This is a genomic window from Rhizobium sp. SAFR-030 (assembly GCF_059415005.1).
Window position 1 is genome coordinate 217,294 of sequence record NZ_JBPFDO010000003.1, and the last position, 17,588, is coordinate 234,881.

A 17,588-nucleotide genomic window follows, 5' to 3' on the forward strand; every position below is an offset into this window, starting at 1 on the left:
CGTGACGCTGAACAAGATGATGCTGGCACCCAACGAGTTCCTGACGCCTGCCGACGGAGATCCCGTCGCCGTCGACAATGCCGCAGGGCAGGGTGGCGTGCTGCTGGTCTGCGAGCACGCGTCGCTGCGGATGCCGCAACGGTTGGGTACGCTCGGCCTTTCGGACGACGCTATCTCCTCGCACATCGCATGGGATCCGGGAGCACTCGCCGTCGCGCAGAAGATGTCGCAGGCGCTCGACGCGGTGCTGATCCATCAGCGGTTCTCACGCCTGGTCTACGACTGCAACCGGCCGCCGAATTCTCCGGCCGCCATCCGGCCGGTCAGCGAAGTCTTTCGCATTCCGGGCAACGAGCAACTGAGCGAGGCGGACAAGGCACAGCGCGCGGCGGCGCTCTACTTCCCTTTCCAGAACCGCATCACAGCCGAAATTTCGGCGCGGCAGACGCGCGGGCAGTCAACGGTTCTCGTTACAGTCCACTCGTTCACCCCGGTCTATTTTGGCAGGGCGCGGACCGTGGAGATCGGCATCCTGCACGATACCGACAGCCGGCTGGCGGACCGCATGCTGACAGCCGCCGCCGACACGTCGCTCTACCGTGTGGAGCGCAACCAGCCATACGGACCCGCGGACGGGGTCACGCATACGCTCGAGCGGCAGGCGCTGCCGCACGGGCTCTTGAACGTCATGATCGAGGTTCGAAACGACCTCATCGAAGACGAAATCGGCCAGGGGGTCGCGGCCGATTTTCTCTCAGGCCTGCTGACGGAAAGTCTGCAGCAGAGCCAAGGATAAGACCCGAGGGAGCAGTGCATGCTGGGCTCGTCGTTTCGGCAATACCGCCGGCCGATGTGCCGTCTGGGGCAGGCCGTGCGCAAGGCACGGTCGCCCTCTTCTATCAACAGGAGAGAGGGCAATGGACAATTCTTCCACGGGGATCAGCTATACGAAGGCTGAGGCTGGCTATTTCGAAAAACGGGGACTTTCGCGCTATGCCGGGGTCTGGTCGCTTTGGGCGCTGGGGGTCGGCGCCGTCATTTCCGGACATTTTTCCGGATGGAATTTCGGCTTTGCAACCGGCGGCTGGGGCGGCATGCTGGTGGCCGGCATCATCATCGCCGTGATGTATCTCGGTCTGACCTTCTCGATCGCCGAGATGAGCCCGGCACTGCCGCACACGGGTGCAGCCTATTCCTTCGCCCGCACGGCGATGGGACCTTGGGGCGGCTTTGTCACGGGGCTCTGCGAAAACGTCGAATACGTGCTGACGCCGGCGGTCATCGTGACCTTCATCACCGCCTATATCAACTCGATCCTCGGGCTCGACCCGGTCTATTCGCCACTGGTGTGGATCGTCTTCTACCTGATGTTCCTCGCCCTCAACGTCTACGGGTTGGAACTGTCGTTCAAGGTGACGCTGGTGATCACCGTCATCTCGCTGGCGGTGCTGGTGTTCTTCTGGATCAGCGCCATTCCGAGCATGGATTTCTCGCGCTGGGCGCTTAACATCGGCGTCGGGCCGGATGGTGCTGCAATGGAACTGCCGGACGGCAACGGGTCGTGGTTCCCCTTCGGCTTCACCGGCGTGCTCGCGACGCTGCCATTCGCCGTGTGGCTGTTCCTGGCGATCGAGCAGTTGCCGCTCGCCGCCGAAGAGTCCGTCGATCCGAAGCGTGACATGCCGCGCGGCATCATCCTCGGCATGATCACGCTGATGGTGTCGGCATTCATGATCGTGCTGCTCAACCCGTCGGTGCCTGGTGTCGGATCCTTCCATCTCGGCACATCGCTTGAACCACTGCTCGACGGCTTCAAGGCAGTCTACGGCGATGGCGGCGTGGTGCTCCTCGGCCTCGTGGCGCTGACCGGCCTGATCGCCAGCTTCCACACGATCCTCTACGCGCAGGGCCGGCAGATCTACTCGTTGTCGCGGGCCGGCTATTTCCCCACTGCATTGTCCGTCACCCATCCGAAGTTCAAGACGCCGCATGTGGCGATGATCTCCGGCGCCGTGGTCGGACTTGCCGTGATGCTGGTCATCTGGTTCTCGCTCGGAGCCGAGGCTGGCGGCAGCGCGATCGGCAGCGTGCTGCTCAACATGGCGGTCTTCGGCGCGATGTTTTCCTACATCATGCAGGCGATCTCGTTCATCATGCTGCGCAGGAACCTGCCGAACATCGAGCGGCCGTTCCGCTCGCCGCTCGGCATCCCGGGCGCGGTGCTGACGATCATCATCGCCATCGTGACGCTCCTCTACCAGGTCCAGGATCCGAACTTCACCAAGGGCGTGCTCTGGGTGCTTGTCTGGTTCGCCGTCGCGATCGCCTACTTTGCGCTCGTCGGCCGGCATCGCCTGATCCTGTCGCCGGAAGAGGAGTTCGCGCTTGAACATCAGGCGGCCGCTGCTGCGGCCAAGTGAACGCAATCTCAGCGCGGCCCGCACCTGCGGGCCGCTTCTCCATCATTTGCGGGTATTCTCATGGCATCCACCTACACATTCGACGAGCTGAAGAAAGACGTCGCCGCCGGGCGCATTGATACGGTCATCGCGGCCCAGATCGACATGCAGGGGCGGTTGATGGGCAAACGTTTCCAGGCGGAGTATTTCGTCGACAGCGCCTGGAAGGAAACGCACAGCTGCAATTATCTGCTGGCGACCGACATCGAGATGGAGACCGTCTCCGGCTACAAGGCGACGAGTTGGGAAACCGGTTACGGCGACTACACGATGAAGCCGGATCTCTCGACGCTGCGCAAGACGCCGTGGCTTGAAGGCACGGCACTGGTCCTCTGCGACGTGCTCGACCATCACACGCACGAGGAAGTGCCGCATTCGCCGCGCGCCATTCTCAAGAAGCAGGTGGCGCGCCTGGAGGCGATGGGGCTTTCCGCCTTCATGGCAACCGAACTCGAATTCTTCCTGTTCGACCAGACATTCGAGGCGGCGCGCGAGGCCGGATATCGCAACCTGAAGCTCGCCAGCGCCTATAACGAGGACTACCACATCTTCCAGACCACCAAGGAGGAAGAGGTGATGCGGGCGCTCAGGATCGGCCTGCAGGCCGCCGGCGTGCCGGTCGAAAACTCCAAGGGCGAAGCCTCCGCCGGCCAGGAGGAGATCAACGTCCGCTACGCCGAAGCGCTGACCATGGCGGACCGGCACGTGATCATCAAGAACGCCACAAAGGAGATCGCCTGGTCGAAGGGTAAGTCGGTGACGTTCCTTGCCAAGTGGCACTACAATGCCGCCGGTTCGTCGTCGCATATCCACCAGTCGCTGTGGAGCCTCGACGGCAAGACCTCGCTGTTCCATGACAAGGACGGCGAATACGGCATGTCCGGACTGATGCGCCACTACGTCGCCGGGCTTCTCGCCTACGCCAGCGAGTACACCTATTTTCTGGCGCCCTACATCAACTCGTACAAGCGATACGTCGCCGGCACCTTCGCGCCGACGAAGATCGTCTGGAGCAAGGACAACCGCACCGCCGGCTTCCGCCTGTGCGGCGAAGGCACCAAGGGCATCCGCATCGAATGCCGGATCGGCGGATCGGATCTCAACCCCTATCTGGCAATGGCCGCACTGCTTGCCGCCGGGATCGAAGGCATCGAGAAGAAGATGGAGCTGGACGCGGCCTTCGTTGGCGACGCCTATGGCCGCAGCGGCGTTGAGGAAATCCCGCGAACCCTGCGCCACGCCACGGAACTGCTGAAGGGGTCGGCCATGCTGCGCAAGGCGCTCGGCGACGACGTCATCGACCACTATGTGCGCGCGGCAGAATGGGAGCAGGAGGAATATGATCGGCGGGTGACCGATTGGGAGGTGGCGAGAGGCTTCGAGCGCGCATGAGATAATCGCAACGGATGCCGGCTCGTTGTTGACCTCTTCGCATCATGCTATTTTGCCGGCTGATCATGAAGCGATCAGGAGGTTAGAGTGGCTAGCATTGACAGTGCCTGGTTCCATCAGAAACTTGCCGACAGGGGCGCATCGTTGCGCGACCTGGCGCGGTTCATGCGGCTGGACCCAAGCGCAGTCTCACGCATGTTGAATGGCGAACGCAAGATGAGCGCGGACGAGCAGGACCAAATTGCGGGGTTTCTGAGGGTTACCCTGGATGATGTAGCGCAGAAAAGGCGAGGAGGGATTGCCGGTTTCGGCGAGGACAAGCAGCAGCCATACGACGCCGAGGCAATAGCAGCATCGCCACAGCCATCAGGGCAGAAGATGTTCACAGAGGCTGATGTCATCTACCGGGAGGGCAAGCGCTGGATGGAGACCGAAGGCGGTGAACTGCTAGAGCTTCATCCGATGTTTGGTTGCATGAAAGGGACAATGACGATTCCCGATGATCTGGATCTCACAGCACCTGCCGATCCGGATTGGGGCAAAGTCTACGAAGATGACTGATGCCTATCTGATCGACACATGTGCGATGATCTGGATCACTCAGTTCGGACCGATAACGCAGCGATCAGCGTCAATACTGACCTCGAAGCAGTCTACTCTCTATGTTTCGGCGATGTCGGCCTGGGAGATAGGAATGCTGGTATCCAAGGGGAGACTGCCGACGACTAAGAATTCACTCGTCTGGTTTCAGGATTTTGTCAGTCAATCCGGGGCAGATATCTTGGCTGTCACACCGGAAATCCTGGTGGCTTCGTCTTTTCTTCCGACGCCAATCCACAACGACCCGGCGGATCGCATCCTCATCGCAACCGCCCGCCAACACGACCTGACCATCATCACACGCGACCGCGCCATCCTCGATTACGGCGGTCAGGGTCACGTGAAGACACTCGCCTGCTAGCAGGCTCTGACTGGAGACTGACATGTCGATGCTACAATGTATCTCGCCGGTGGACGGCTCGGTTTATGCCGAACGGCCGGCGATGGCTTTCGAGCCTGCCGCAGACGCTGTGGCGAGGGCAAAGAAGGCGCAGAGGGACTGGGCCAGACGGCCGCTTGACGAGCGCGTCCAACTGGTGATGAAGGGCGTCGCTCGCCTCAACGAGATGACCGATGAGGTCGTGCCGGAACTTGCCTGGATGATGGGCCGGCCGATCCGCTACGGCGGCGAGTTTCGCGGCTTCAACGAGCGCTCGAACTATGTCGCGTCTATCGCCGCCGATGCGCTGGCGCCGATCGAGATCGAGAACAGCAGCGCCTTCACCCGTCGCATCGAGCGTCAGCCGCACGGCGTCGTGCTGGTCATCGCGCCCTGGAACTACCCGTACATGACGGCGATCAACACTGTGGCACCGGCGCTGATGGCGGGCAACACGGTTGTCATCAAGCACGCGGCGCAGACGCTGCTAGTGGGTGAGCGGATGGTGCGCGCCTTTGTCGAGGCCGGCGTGCCCGAAGACGTATTCCAGAACCTCTTCCTCGATCACGCGACGACCGAGAAGCTGATTGCTGCCGGATCGTTCGACTTCATCAACTTCACCGGATCGGTTCAGGGTGGCCGTGCCGTCGAACGCGCTGCCGCCGGCACCTTCACCGGCATCGGCCTCGAACTGGGCGGCAAGGATCCCGGCTATGTGATGGAGGATGCCGACCTCGACGCCGCCGTCGACACGCTGATGGACGGCGCCACCTTCAACTCCGGCCAATGCTGCTGCGGCATCGAGCGCATCTACGTGCATGAGAGCCTCTACGATGCCTTCGTCGAAAAATCCGTCGCCTGGGTTTCCAACTACAAGCTCGGCAATCCGCTGGAGCAGGAGACGACGCTCGGGCCGATGGCCAATGCGCGGTTCGCCAAGACGGTCCGCGAACAGGTGGCCGATGCAGTGTCCAGGGGTGCGAAAGCGCTCATCGATCCGAAGCTCTTTCCGCAGGACGACGGCGGTGCCTACCTGATGCCGCAGGTGCTGGTCGATGTCGATCACTCCATGGAGTTCATGCGCGAGGAGACGTTCGGTCCGGCGGTCGGCATCATGAAGGTCAGATCGGACGAGGAAGCGCTGTCGCTGATGAACGACTGCAAATACGGGCTGACCGTGTCGCTGTGGACTGCCGACGAGGAGCGTGCGTCGCAACTGGGCGCCGAACTGGAAACCGGCACCGTGTTCATGAACCGGGCCGACTACCTCGATCCGGCGCTGGTCTGGACCGGCGTCAAGCAGACCGGCCGCGGCGGCTCGCTGTCGACGCTCGGCTTCCACAACCTGACGCGTCCGAAATCCTATCACCTGAAGAAAGCCTGAACCCATGAACATCACCGCCAACTGGAGCTATCCGACCGCCGTCAAGCTGGGGCGCGGCCGCATCAAGGAGCTCGCCGAGGCGTGCAAGTCGCTCGGTATGAAGAAGCCGCTGCTGGTGACCGATCGCGGTCTGGCCAATATGGCGATCACGCTCGGGGCGCTGGAGGTGCTGGAGGCAGCCGGTCTCGGCCGCGCGATCTTTGCCGATGTCGATCCCAATCCGAACGAGAAGAACCTCGAGGCTGGCATCCGGGCCTATCGCGATGGCGGCCATGACGGCGTCGTCGCCTTCGGTGGCGGTTCCGGCCTCGATCTCGGCAAGTGCGTTGCCTTCATGGTTGGCCAGACGCGGCCGGTCTGGGACTTCGAGGATGTCGGCGACTGGTGGACGCGGGCCAACAGCGACAGCATCGCGCCGATCGTCGCGGTGCCGACCACTGCCGGCACCGGCTCGGAAGTCGGCCGCGCCTCGGTCATCACCAACTCGCAGACGCATGTGAAGAAGATCATCTTCCATCCCAAGTTCCTGCCGGGCGTGGTGATCTGCGATCCGGAACTGACCATGGGCATGCCGAAGGTGATCACCGCCGGCACCGGCATGGATGCCTTCGCCCACTGCCTGGAAGCCTATTGCTCGCCGTTCTTCCACCCGATGAGCCAGGGCATCGCGCTGGAAGGAATGCGGCTGGTCAAGGAATTCCTGCCGCGCGCCTACCACGAGGCCAATGACCTCGAGGCGCGCACCAACATGATGGCGGCGGCTGCCATGGGCGCTGTTGCCTTCCAGAAGGGGCTCGGCGCCATCCATGCGCTGTCGCACCCGATCGGCGCCGTCTACAATACCCATCACGGGATGACCAATGCGGTGGTGATGCCGCCGGTCCTGAGGTTCAACCGGTCGGCGATCGAGGCGAAGATCGAGCGCGCCGCAGCCTATCTCGGCATCTCCGGCGGGTTTGACGGCTTCTACGACTACGTCCTGTCGCTGCGGGCCGAACTGCATGTGCCGCAGACCCTCTCGGCGATGGGTATAGAGCCCGATCGCATCGACGAACTGGCGGCGATGGCGCTGGAGGATCCGTCCTGCGGCGGCAACCCGGTCGCCATGACCCTGGAAAACACGAAGCAGCTGTTCCGCGACTGCTTCTGAGCCCACCTTTAAGGGCGCGTCGTCATACGGCGCGCCCGCTCTGAACCAGGGTCAACGGCGCGCTCCAAGATCTTCCGGGTCATATCGACGGAGGGCCGGTTTACGAACCATTAACCCTGTTTGAGCAGGATCGAGCCATCAGCACCATGATCTGCGGTGCATACCGAGCGATGCGGCTCCATTCTCCTCAAGGACAGATAATGCCAGTCATTTCATTCGCGAACGCCAAGGGTGGAGCCGGCAAGACCACTGCGGCACTGCTGCTCGCGACCGAGCTTGCTCATCAAGGACATAGGGTGACGCTGATCGATGCCGATCCGCAGCGCTGGATCAGCCAGTGGCACGAGATGTCCGGCGCGGTGCGCAACATCACCATCATCACGGAGGTTACGGTCGCGTCGCTGCAATGTCATCTGCGCGAGGCGGCGGCCACCTCCGATTACCTGATCATCGACCTGGCCGGTGCCCGCGACGCGATGGTGACGACGGCCATCGGGCTTTCGGATCACGTGATGATCCCGGTGCAGGGCTCGGCCATGGACGCCAAGGGCGCGGCGCAGATCCTCGACCTGCTGGCGATGATGAAGGAGCGTGCGGGGCTTGTGATCGCCCATTCGGTGGTGCTGACGCGCGTCGCGCCGATGGTGACGACGCGGTCGCTGGTGGCGATCAAGGGGCTCCTGGCGCAGCGTGGCGTCAACGTTCTCAATACGCCGATCAACGAGCGTACGGCCTTCCGCGAACTGTTCGAAGTCGGCGGCACCCTGTATTCGCTGGACCCGGCAAAGGTCTCCAACCTCGACAAGGCGCGCGACAACGCCCGCGCCCTGGCAGACGAAGTCAAGCGGCTGATGCCGGTTCGCATCATCCGTTCGGGCGCACCGCGCATCCTCAACTTCAGGCGCGCTGCGGCCTGACCGGCAGCCAGGATCGGGAAACGAGAAAGGGCGCCGTGAGGGCGCCCTTTTTCTTGTGGTAATGTTCGGTTGAGGATCAGTCGACGAACTCGACGACGGTGCCGGGCTTGACCATCTTGGCAAGCTCGGTGGCGTCCCAGTTCGTCAGTCGAATGCAGCCATGGCTGTTGGTCTTGCCGATCTTCGACGGTTCAGGCGTCCCGTGGATGCCGTAGGTCGGCTTCGATAGGGCGATCCAGACCGTGCCGACAGGTCCATTCGGACCCGGCGGGATCTGCAGGATCTTGTCGTTGGCGCCCTGCTGGAAATTGATCTTCGGATTGTAGGTATAGCCCGGGTTGAGGGCAATGCGCTGCACCGTATGGGTCCCGGTCGGCGACGGGGTGTCGGACGAGCCGATGGTCGCCGGGTAGGCGCTTACCAGCTTGCCGTCGGAGCCATAGGCGAACACCTGCTCGCGGCTCTTGTCGGCGACGATCCGCACGACTTCACCGGTCTTCGGTTCGCCCGGCACGACAACCTTGATCGTCGTTCCCGGAACGGTGAAATCGGCATTCGGGTTGAGCGCCTTGAGGTATCCCTCATCCATGTGGAAACGTTCGGCGAGTGCCTCGGTCGTCGAGGTGAAGGACATCGCCGGCAGCTGTGCCTTGTGAGCGTAGTCCTCGGGAATCGAGGCGACATACGGACCGGCCGCATCGGCCGGGGTGATCGTGTAGTCGACGATCGGCAGGCCGCCGGAATAGGACAGCCGCTGCATGATGTCTTCGGAATTGTTCGGGTCGAGCGTCTCGCCGCTCATTTCCTGCCACGCGGCGACCGCCTTGTTGACGTTGTCGCCGAGGTGGCCGTCGATGACGCCGGGCGAAATGCCCTGGCGGTCGAGATAGACCTGCAGCGCGACGATCTCGGCCTCGGGCTTCTTGGTGACCGAGATTACCTGCTGATTGGTCCGCGGGACGAGGTTCGGCTGCGGCAGCGCCGGCTGACTGGGTTCCAGGGCTGCTTCCTGCTGGCTGTCGTCCATGAAGCCGCCGTCGGCATCGAGCGGCAGGCGCTCGATTGCGCCGTCGCGCGGAATGCCGCTCGTCACGTCGGCGGGATCCCCGTCGCGGAACTGACGATAGTCACGTACGGCGCCATTTGCCTGGTCGTCGTAACGGGGGGCAGCAGGGTAGGGAGCCTGCGGCCGGGATGCATAGCCGTCGTTTGGCCGATAGGCGTCGCCGCGCATTTCCGTGGCTATCAGGTTGCCATAATGATCCAGCAGCGTGCGGCGACCCATCTGGTCGCGGCTGATGACCACCTGGCCGGCTTCCGGCACATAATCGAGGATGGCGCCATCGGGTGCCACGAGGATCGGTTGCCCGCCGTAGCCGCCATAGGCGCCCTGCGCAGCGACCGGCTGTGACAGAGCTACGGACAGTGCGAGAGAAAGGCTGATGCTTGTCAGGAGTGCGGACTTCACGATATCACCGATTTCAGTTTCAATAGGTAACGGCGGTCTGTCCGCCTCGTTCCCAACGTTTCAGCTTTCCTCAGACAGTCGAATTTTGACGCCAGTGTGGAAAAATAGAAAGTTATGGTGAACGAAGCCTTAATGTGTGGGTTCATGGGGGCTGCAGCAAGCCCGGAACCGTGGAGGTGATGCTTGAAGGCACTGATGGCGGCCCAAGGCCCTAAGCTTTTCCTCGATCCGAGCAGCGTTCTCGATATCGGCAGCATGATCGTCAATGGAACGGACATCGCCCCCGGGCGCGCCATTCCCGACGATGGCGATCCGCGAATCGATCACTCACTTGAGGGCTTCCTGTTCACCTGCGGGCCAGACCATATCCGTCATCCCGAGCCGATCCACGGCGATCCCCAGGGGCGGCGCTATCCGCTGCACGGATCCTTTTCCGCGCATCCGGCAGAAATCCTGTTCTGGGATGCGCAAGGAGAGGACGCTGAATGCAAGGCTCGCATCCCGGTCGATACCGCAGATGGCGGGCAGGCGGTTCTCGAACGGCACTGGCGTATCGACGGGTCGAGCGGCGAGGTCTGCCTTTCCGACCGGGTGATCAATGTCGGCGCCACGCCGTTCGCCCGGGTCCACATGTACCACATGAACATCGGCGCCTGGCTGTTCGACGATCACGTGCGCCTGTCCGGCAAGATGCTCGAGGGCGGCGGTCTCCCGTGGAATTTCGGCGAGGAGCCAGGCGGTGTTTTCTGCGTTCCGGCGGCCGTGCCCGGCGAGGAATGGGCCGAGGTGATGCTCGGGCCGATCGCGGCGCTTGGCGGGGTCACGCTGAAAGTCCGGTTCCGCACCGAAGGCTTGCCTCACCTGCAGGTCTGGCGCAACCAGAAGGCTCCGGCGCATGTGCTCGGCATCGAGCCGGTGTCGCATCGCTGGGTGTCGCGCGAAGAGCTGAAGAAGTCGGGCGAACTGAAGATGTTGAAGCCCGGCGAGAGCGCCGAATACAGCCTGCGCTTCTGCTTCGTCTGATACATGCCCGAGACATCGCCGGTACCAGCAAAGGCCGCGCCGCATTGACGCAATCCGGCTGCCATCGTAAGTGAAGACCCCTGTTTTGACCGTTCCGAAAGGCCATGCCATGGACATCCGCCAGATCAACGACGAATACGCCGTCACCGGACAGATTACCGTTGCGGATCTCGATCAGATCAAGGCCATGGGGTTCAAGTCGATCGTCTGCAACCGTCCGGACGAGGAGGAGCCCGGCCAGCCTTCGTTCGCCGAGATTTCCGCCCGTGCCGAGGAATTGGGGCTCGATATCGCCCATATTCCGGTTGGCCGGATGGGTGTCGATGAAGATGCGGTTCGCGGCATGGTCGACGCTCTCGACGAGTTCCCACGCCCGATGCTCGGCTACTGCCGCTCCGGTGCCCGCTCCACGGCGATCTACGAGAAGAGCCAGCACCTGCGCGGCTGACACTGACCCTTTCCCACGGAACCGCCTGCGGTTTCAGTATCAGCTCATCCATGAGGAGCATCTCCATGAGCATCAAGCGTATCGAACCCGGCAAGCGCATGAGCGGCGCCGTCGTCCACGGCAACACCGTCTATCTGGCCGGCCAGGTCGGTGAGGGAACGTCGGTGACGGAACAGTCGACCTCGGCGCTCGCCGAAGTCGAGCGGCTGCTGGTCGCTGCCGGTTCCGACAAGTCTAAGATCCTGCAGACGATCATCTACCTCTCCGACATGTCGACGTTCGGCGAAATGAACGCTGTCTGGGAAGGCTGGATCGACCCGGCGAACCCGCCGGCCCGCGCCACCAGCGAAGCAGCGCTCGCGACGCCGGACTACAAGGTCGAGTTCATCGTCACCGCCGCTCTCTGAGCCGACCGACCAACAGATCAGTGAGTATCAGAACCGCCCGCGGCCGCCAGGCTTCGGGCGGTTTTGCTTTGGGCGCAGGGTGGCGTGCGAGCGGAGATAGGTCGTTGCTTATCGGGGAACGTAGGTTGGAAGTTGCGCCTTCGTTCGAACCACTGGTGCCGCTAGTAGTTGCCTAAGCCACTATGAAGATCATCGTGTGTTTAACGCATGGAAGCGAGGCCGAAGGCTCCGAAATTGAGAAGCACTTTTGTTCAACAGTTCACTTTTGACGAATTTTTTCCAATAGATGGATCTGTAGTCTGATTTTTGTCGAATAGTAATGCGATTTTTTGTATATTTACGTTGTTCGAGGCGTCAAACAACAATGTTTCTTTCGCACACTCGCATGTAGGATTTGATCGATGAATGATAGAGAAGCTAGCGTCATTGATGCGCCGTCTGAGCCCGACATGACGGCAATTGAAGCCGCTTTCTCCCGTGCTCTTCCGGAGCCGATCAATATCGACCTGAGTTTCTTCTCTCACAAATCGCGCCGTTCAACGAACCTCGTAGGTAACGAGACGGAAGACGGTTATATCAAGGGTCGCAAAACGTGGCTTGATTTCGATCTGCGCGAAGTCATCTACATTACTACCGTGCGAGTTAATGCGATAGGATATGAGACCTACAACGAAATGGAGTTCAGCTTTGTGCCTTATCTCAGCCAGGAGGAGAGACATCTGACTGCTGCCTTCTCTGAGGGGGAATTTGTTTTTTCAGTCAATGACTTCATTAAGGGCTTCGGTCTCCGTCCATCTGAAACAGGTTTTTTCAAGACCGCAAAAATTACGAAAGTGGAAGTTTCAGGTGTCGAAAAAGAGCATATAACTGGAATGGTCCGATTTGCTCAGAACGCAGATCGGGAGATGAAGAGGGCTGAAGACAGCCTGAGCAAGTATTTTGCTCGAGCACAAATTTCCTTTGATGAGATACAAGCTAATCAAGAGCAAATCGATGAGCTGGATCGGAAGCTTGACGAAAAAGGTGCTGAAATAAAATCTCTTGAAATTCAGTTACAGGAGGTTTCTGGCCATTATAAGAAAATTCAAGAGGAAATAGCTGTTGCAAAAACGGTTCTGGGGGATCAAGCGAAAAGAGAAGAAGCCATACAGCAAAATATTGATCAGCTTACCGAAGAACGAAAAGATCTGACTGCTCACATATCGCGTTTGGGGAAAGATCTACGCGAATTGAAGGCTAACATAAATCTATTTCCCACTGAGCTTGCGGGTTATGTAAAGCAGGGAACGAGAAATGTACGGCTCTATGCGATTCTTTGTTCGGTTCCTGTCGGTGTATTATTTATGTTACATATCGCCTGTTCAGCAATTCTGAGCGGTTGCTTGACGCGTTTCAGACATTAGGTCAGGTTAGTATTGTTGACTTCTTAATATCCAGAATCCCGTACGTTGCTGTCTCCGCAACTATACTGGCTATTTGCTACACAACTCTTAGAGTTTGATATCGGAGATCATAGCAATAAATGGCCGCCGCCAGGAGCTATTTAAGGTGAGCATAATAGCTAGTGACGTTTCCTACGCATCGCAAAACGGTATGGACCTCACCGACGACGAGCGTTACGAATTACGCACCCAAACCAAAATGGAGTTGCTCAAAGAGCACCTCCGCCAGAATGTGGGAGAAGAGTACACTTATTCTCCCGGGAAGGCTTTTATGGAGAAGCTAGAGCGTCTTCCGTCGAAAAAGGAGACAACAGCTGAGGCGGACAGCGTGGAATAATCGAGCCCGCTTTCCCATCCTCGCATGACCTATTTTCGTTTCGAACGATATGAAATCACTGGCTTGTTCGCGGGCGGCATCTAGTAGCTCGCTATGTTTCAAGTTTTGCCAATGGCCCACAGGCCACACACGCGACTCCTAGCCTGTCTGAGTTCGGCCGATTGCTTAAGCTACACCTAGATCACCGATGCCCTCTCACGACCGATCGCGGATCTGGCTCAGCGTCCTCGTCGGCGTGATGGCTTCCGGATCGAGCATCACCTCAATGATCGACGGCTTACCGGATGCCCGGGCGCGCTCGTAGGCGGCGCCGAAATCGGCCGTCTTCTCGACCCGCTCTCCATGGCCTCCATAGGCATGCGCAAATGCGACGAAGTCGGGGTTGACGAGGTCGGTGGCGCTGACCCGGCCGGGATACTCACGCTCCTGATGCATGCGGATCGTGCCGTAGGTGCCATTGTTGACCAGCACCGTGATGATCGGCAGCTTGTAGCGGACGGCCGTGATGAACTCCTGGCCGTGCATCATGAAGCAGCCGTCGCCGGCAAAGCACACGACCTCGCGCTCCGGGAACAGCTGTTTGGCAGCGACCGCTGCCGGTAGGCCGTAGCCCATCGAGCCGGATGTCGGGGCGGCCTGCGTGTTGTAGGCCTGGAAACGGTGGAAGCGGTGTAGCCAGGTGGCATAGTTGCCGGCGCCATTGGTGAAGATCGCGTCCTTCGGCGTGTTCTCCTCGATCCAGTCCATAATCGGGCCCATCTGTACCTCGCCCGGGCCGGTCTTCGGCGGCGTCGACCATTTCAGATAGGCATCGTGCATGGTAGCCGAGCGTTCGGCCCAGACCGGCCAGGCCGGCGGCTCCAGGTCGCGCAGCGCTGCAACGAATTCGGCTGGTCCCGCGCAGATTGCCAAGTCCGGGCGGTAGATGCGGCCGAGCTCTTCCGGATCCGGGTAGACGTGGACGATCTTCTGCGACGGGTAGGGGATGTCGAGAAGTGTATAACCGGACGACGGCATCTCCGACATGCGGGAGCCGATCAGCACGATCAGGTCGCTGTCCTTGATCTCGGAGGCGAGCGCCGGATTGATGCCGATGCCGACATCGCCCGCATAGCAGGTGTGCAGGTGATCGAAGAGCATCTGGCGGCGGAAGGAGCAGCCGACCGGCACGTGGAAGCGTTCGGCGAAATCGCGGATGTCGGCAACCGCCTGTTCGTTCCAGCGGGTGCCGCCGAGGATGAACATCGGCCGGCGCGCCTCGCGCAGCATGTCTGCGAATGCTGCCACGTGGCTTGCGCCCGGATGGCTTTCCACCGGCGTGTAGTGACGGGCTTCCGGAGCCTCGACCACATCGACCAGCATGTCCTCGGGCAGTGTCAGCACGACAGGGCCGGGTCTGCCGGAGGTGGCGACGGCAAAGGCGCGGGTGACGAACTCGGGAATGCGGCGGGCGTCGTCTATCTCGCCCACCCATTTGGCAAATTCGGTGAAGGCGCGGCGGTATTCGACCTCCTGGAAGGCCTCGCGTTCCCGGGCATCGCGCTGGACCTGGCCGATGAACAGGATCATCGGGATGGAATCCTGCATGGCGACATGCAGGCCGGCGGAGGCGTTCGTGGCGCCAGGCCCGCGGGTGACCATGCAGATGCCGGGCTCGCCGGTCAGGCGTCCCCAGCAATCGGCCATCATCGCCGCGCCGCCTTCCTGGCGGCAGACCAGCACGTCGATCTGGCTGTCATACAGCGCATCGAGAACCGCGAGGTAGCTTTCGCCCGGGACGCAGGATACGCGCTTGACGCCGTTCGCCTTCAGGGCGTCGACGATGAGTTGACCACCGGTCTTCATGAGGTCTGCCTTTTCTGTTCTGTATGTTCGAGTTCCGCGAGAACCTCTGCCGTGTGCTCGCCAAGCGCCGGGCTCGGGCGATGGTAGGAGAGGGGCGTCTCGGAAAGGACGATGGGCGTGCGCACGCCCGCAATGGAAGTGCCGTCGGCCGCCGGCAGGTCGATCCTCAGTTGGCGCGCAACGATCTGCGGATCCTCAAACATCTCGGCAATGGAGTTGATCGGGCCGGCCGGAACGGCGTTCTCGCCGCAGGCGGCAAGCAGGTCGGCCTTCGTCCAGCGGACCGTCTCGGCGGTCACAGCAGCCCGCACCGCATCGCGATTGGCGACGCGCGCCCTGTTGGTGGCAAATCGTTCGTCGTCGGCCATGGCAGCGAGCCCGAGGATCGCGCAGAGGCGGCGGAACTGGCCGTCATTGCCGACAGCAAGGATCAGGTAGCCGTCGGCAGTCGGCACGACCTCATAGGGACTGATATTGGGATGGGCATTGCCGAGCCGCACCGGTGGCGTGCCGGAGATCAGGTAGTTCATGTTCTGGTTGGCAAGCACCGCCGACATGACGTCGAGCAGCGCCATGTCCACCTGCTGGCCCTGGCCGGTCTTCATCACGTGGATGAGGGCTGCCTGGATGGCGGTTACGGCATAGATGCCGGTGAAGATATCGGCGATTGCCACGCCCGCCTTCATCGGTTCGCCGTCCGGCGCGCCGGTCACCGACATGAAGCCGGACATGCCCTGGACGATGTAGTCGTAGCCGGCGAGCGCCGCATAGGGCCCGTCCTGGCCGAAGCCGGTGATCGAGCAGTAGACCAGCTTCGGGTTGATGGCCTTCAGGCTCTCGTAGTCGAGGCCGTATTTCTTCAGCCCGCCCAGCTTGAAATTTTCGATCAGCACGTCGGCACCGGCAACCAGCCGACGAACGACCTCCTGGCCCTCCGGCGTCGAGAAATCGACCGCGACGGAGCGCTTTCCACGATTGGTGGAATGGTAGTAGGCGGCCGAGAGGTTCTCTCCGCCGTCGCTTTCGACGAAGGGCGGCCCCCAGGCGCGGGTATCGTCGCCACCCTGCGGGTTCTCGATCTTGATGACGTCGGCACCCAGATCGGCGAGCATCTGCCCGGCCCACGGCCCCGCCAGGACGCGCGCCAGTTCGATGACGCGAATGCCGTCCAGTGGTGCCTTCTTACCGCTCTCGCCCGCCATTTTCCTCGCGCCGTGCTTCTATGCCCTGCGTCGTGTCATAGCCTCAGCCGTGCCGTCCGGCACATGATTAATTGTCATGATGTCATTCCAGCCCGCCTTCACCGGTCGCCGGTGAAAGTTGGCCGAGCGCCAGCGCCGCCATGGCCCAATCGGCGAACTCCGCCATTGCCTGCTCGCGACCGATCTCGTTCAGCGTCTCGTGGCGCATCTCCGTGTAGATGCGCTTGGTGATGCGCGACTGGCCACGCTCGGCGAGGCGATGCGACAGCCACGAGATTGCCTTGCCGCCGTCGGTGGCGGGGTCCTGCCCACCGCCGACCAGGTGGATCGGCATATCCTTGCGCAGCCGTGACAGGAGATCCGGAGCCATGCCGCGGAACGTCATCGCGAAGACGTCCAGCCACATCGAGACGCTGATGTCAAAGCCGCAGAGCGGGTCCGCCTCGTAGGCTTCGACCTCCGCCCGGTCGCGGCTCAGCCAGTCGGCCTGGCTCCTGGCATCCGGCATCGAACGACCCCAGGTGTCGAAGGTCAGCTTCGGCAGGATCGTGCTCGGCACATCCGAACCTTTCAGCGCCCGCTCGGTCTTCAGCACCGCCTGCGCTGCCCGTCCCATCAGGCCGACTGCGAAGTTGGCGTTCCAGATCGCCAGTGCGGCATAGGTGCGTGGATGGCTGACGGCGCTGTTGAGGGTGATCAGGCCCCCCATCGAGTGGCCGAACAGCACGATCGGCAGGCCGGGATGAGCAAGCGCCGCAAGGTCGGCGATCGCCTTCACGTCGGCGATCACCTTGTCGACACCGTCGCGCGATGCAAAGCGTCCCTGGACGGCATCGGGGGCGCACGTCAGGCCATGGCCGCGGTGGTCGTGGGCGTAGACCGCAAAGCCGTGACCGGCCATGAACTGCGCAAAGCGCCGGTAGCGACCGCTGTGCTCGGCCAGCCCGTGGCAGATCTGCAGGACGGCGCGCGCTGTGCCATCGGCCGGCTGACGGCGCAGCGAAAGGACAGCGCCGGTCGGGCTCTGCACCGTCTCGGGTATTTCGAACATGGTTTCTCCTTGCGGCCGTCTCCCGCCGAACCTTCACGGGATTTGTGCCCAGCCGCGGCACAAGAAGCAACGGGTTCTACAGCA

The 17,588-nt window shown here is 61.6% G+C and carries 17 protein-coding genes; 13 read left to right on the forward strand and 4 right to left on the reverse strand.

The window, feature by feature from the left end; genetic code table 11:
* Positions 1–16: 16 nt before the first annotated feature.
* From ACR65N_RS10600 to ACR65N_RS10635, 8 genes are all read left to right on the forward strand, one after another.
* Positions 17–796 (forward strand): N-formylglutamate amidohydrolase, encoded by a 780-nt coding sequence (locus ACR65N_RS10600; protein WP_440457318.1) that lies wholly within the window; start codon positions 17–19, stop codon positions 794–796.
* A 121-nt stretch (positions 797–917) separates the two neighbouring features.
* Positions 918–2,420, forward strand: coding sequence for an amino acid permease (locus tag ACR65N_RS10605; protein WP_430304037.1), 1,503 nt, complete (start codon positions 918–920; stop codon positions 2,418–2,420).
* 60 nt (positions 2,421–2,480) lie between these two features.
* On the forward strand, positions 2,481–3,851 hold the full coding sequence (locus tag ACR65N_RS10610) for a glutamine synthetase family protein (RefSeq protein ID WP_440456974.1): 1,371 nt from the start codon (positions 2,481–2,483) through the stop codon (positions 3,849–3,851).
* 87 nt (positions 3,852–3,938) lie between these two features.
* On the forward strand, positions 3,939–4,412 hold the full coding sequence (locus tag ACR65N_RS10615) for a helix-turn-helix domain-containing protein (protein ID WP_440456975.1): 474 nt from the start codon (positions 3,939–3,941) through the stop codon (positions 4,410–4,412).
* Positions 4,405–4,812 carry a type II toxin-antitoxin system VapC family toxin gene (locus ACR65N_RS10620; protein WP_440456976.1) on the forward strand — a complete coding sequence of 136 codons (408 nt, stop codon included), beginning with the start codon at positions 4,405–4,407 and terminating at the stop codon, positions 4,810–4,812. The genes ACR65N_RS10615 and ACR65N_RS10620 overlap by 8 nt, the downstream gene beginning before the upstream one ends.
* A 22-nt stretch (positions 4,813–4,834) precedes the next feature.
* The gene (locus ACR65N_RS10625) at positions 4,835–6,214 is read left to right on the forward strand and encodes an aldehyde dehydrogenase family protein (RefSeq protein WP_440456977.1); all 1,380 of its coding nucleotides are present in this window, start codon (positions 4,835–4,837) and stop codon (positions 6,212–6,214) included.
* Between the two features lie 4 nt (positions 6,215–6,218).
* A complete protein-coding gene (locus ACR65N_RS10630) occupies positions 6,219–7,364 on the forward strand; it encodes an iron-containing alcohol dehydrogenase (RefSeq protein ID WP_440456978.1) in 1,146 nt (381 codons plus the stop codon).
* Positions 7,365–7,564: 200 nt separating this feature from the next.
* A complete protein-coding gene (locus ACR65N_RS10635; protein WP_440456979.1) occupies positions 7,565–8,281 on the forward strand; it encodes an AAA family ATPase in 717 nt (238 codons plus the stop codon).
* A 76-nt stretch (positions 8,282–8,357) separates the two neighbouring features.
* On the opposite strand, the gene ACR65N_RS10640 is transcribed toward ACR65N_RS10635, so the two are convergent.
* Positions 8,358–9,749 carry a L,D-transpeptidase family protein gene (locus tag ACR65N_RS10640; protein ID WP_440456980.1) on the reverse strand — a complete coding sequence of 464 codons (1,392 nt, stop codon included), beginning with the start codon at positions 9,747–9,749 and terminating at the stop codon, positions 8,358–8,360.
* Positions 9,750–9,944: 195 nt separating this feature from the next.
* Here ACR65N_RS10640 and ACR65N_RS10645 point away from each other — a divergent pair, with 195 nt between their 5' ends.
* The 5 genes from ACR65N_RS10645 (at position 9,945) to ACR65N_RS10665 (ending at position 13,406) form a co-directional block, all read left to right on the forward strand.
* Positions 9,945–10,772, forward strand: a complete 828-nt coding sequence (locus ACR65N_RS10645) for a DUF4432 family protein (RefSeq protein ID WP_440456981.1) — start codon at positions 9,945–9,947, stop codon at positions 10,770–10,772.
* 109 nt (positions 10,773–10,881) lie between these two features.
* Positions 10,882–11,220, forward strand: a complete 339-nt coding sequence (locus tag ACR65N_RS10650; RefSeq protein WP_430304028.1) for a protein tyrosine phosphatase family protein — start codon at positions 10,882–10,884, stop codon at positions 11,218–11,220.
* A gap of 65 nt (positions 11,221–11,285) precedes the next feature.
* Positions 11,286–11,627: a RidA family protein gene (locus ACR65N_RS10655; RefSeq protein ID WP_430304027.1), complete on the forward strand. Its 342-nt coding sequence runs from the start codon at positions 11,286–11,288 to the stop codon at positions 11,625–11,627.
* Positions 11,628–12,028: 401 nt separating this feature from the next.
* The gene (locus ACR65N_RS10660; RefSeq protein ID WP_440456982.1) at positions 12,029–13,030 is read left to right on the forward strand and encodes a hypothetical protein; all 1,002 of its coding nucleotides are present in this window, start codon (positions 12,029–12,031) and stop codon (positions 13,028–13,030) included.
* A 190-nt stretch (positions 13,031–13,220) separates the two neighbouring features.
* Positions 13,221–13,406: a hypothetical protein gene (locus ACR65N_RS10665; RefSeq protein WP_440456983.1), complete on the forward strand. Its 186-nt coding sequence runs from the start codon at positions 13,221–13,223 to the stop codon at positions 13,404–13,406.
* Between the two features lie 195 nt (positions 13,407–13,601).
* Here the strand turns inward: ACR65N_RS10665 and ACR65N_RS10670 are convergent, their stop codons facing one another.
* The 3 genes from ACR65N_RS10670 to ACR65N_RS10680 form a co-directional block, all read right to left on the reverse strand.
* The gene (locus ACR65N_RS10670; protein WP_440456984.1) at positions 13,602–15,251 is read right to left on the reverse strand and encodes a thiamine pyrophosphate-binding protein; all 1,650 of its coding nucleotides are present in this window, start codon (positions 15,249–15,251) and stop codon (positions 13,602–13,604) included.
* On the reverse strand, positions 15,248–16,453 hold the full coding sequence (gene caiB / locus ACR65N_RS10675; RefSeq protein ID WP_440456985.1) for a succinate--glutarate CoA-transferase: 1,206 nt from the start codon (positions 16,451–16,453) through the stop codon (positions 15,248–15,250). Before caiB ends, ACR65N_RS10670 begins: the two co-directional genes overlap by 4 nt.
* An 82-nt stretch (positions 16,454–16,535) precedes the next feature.
* Positions 16,536–17,504 (reverse strand): alpha/beta fold hydrolase, encoded by a 969-nt coding sequence (locus ACR65N_RS10680; protein WP_440456986.1) that lies wholly within the window; start codon positions 17,502–17,504, stop codon positions 16,536–16,538.
* Positions 17,505–17,588: the final 84 nt, after the last annotated feature.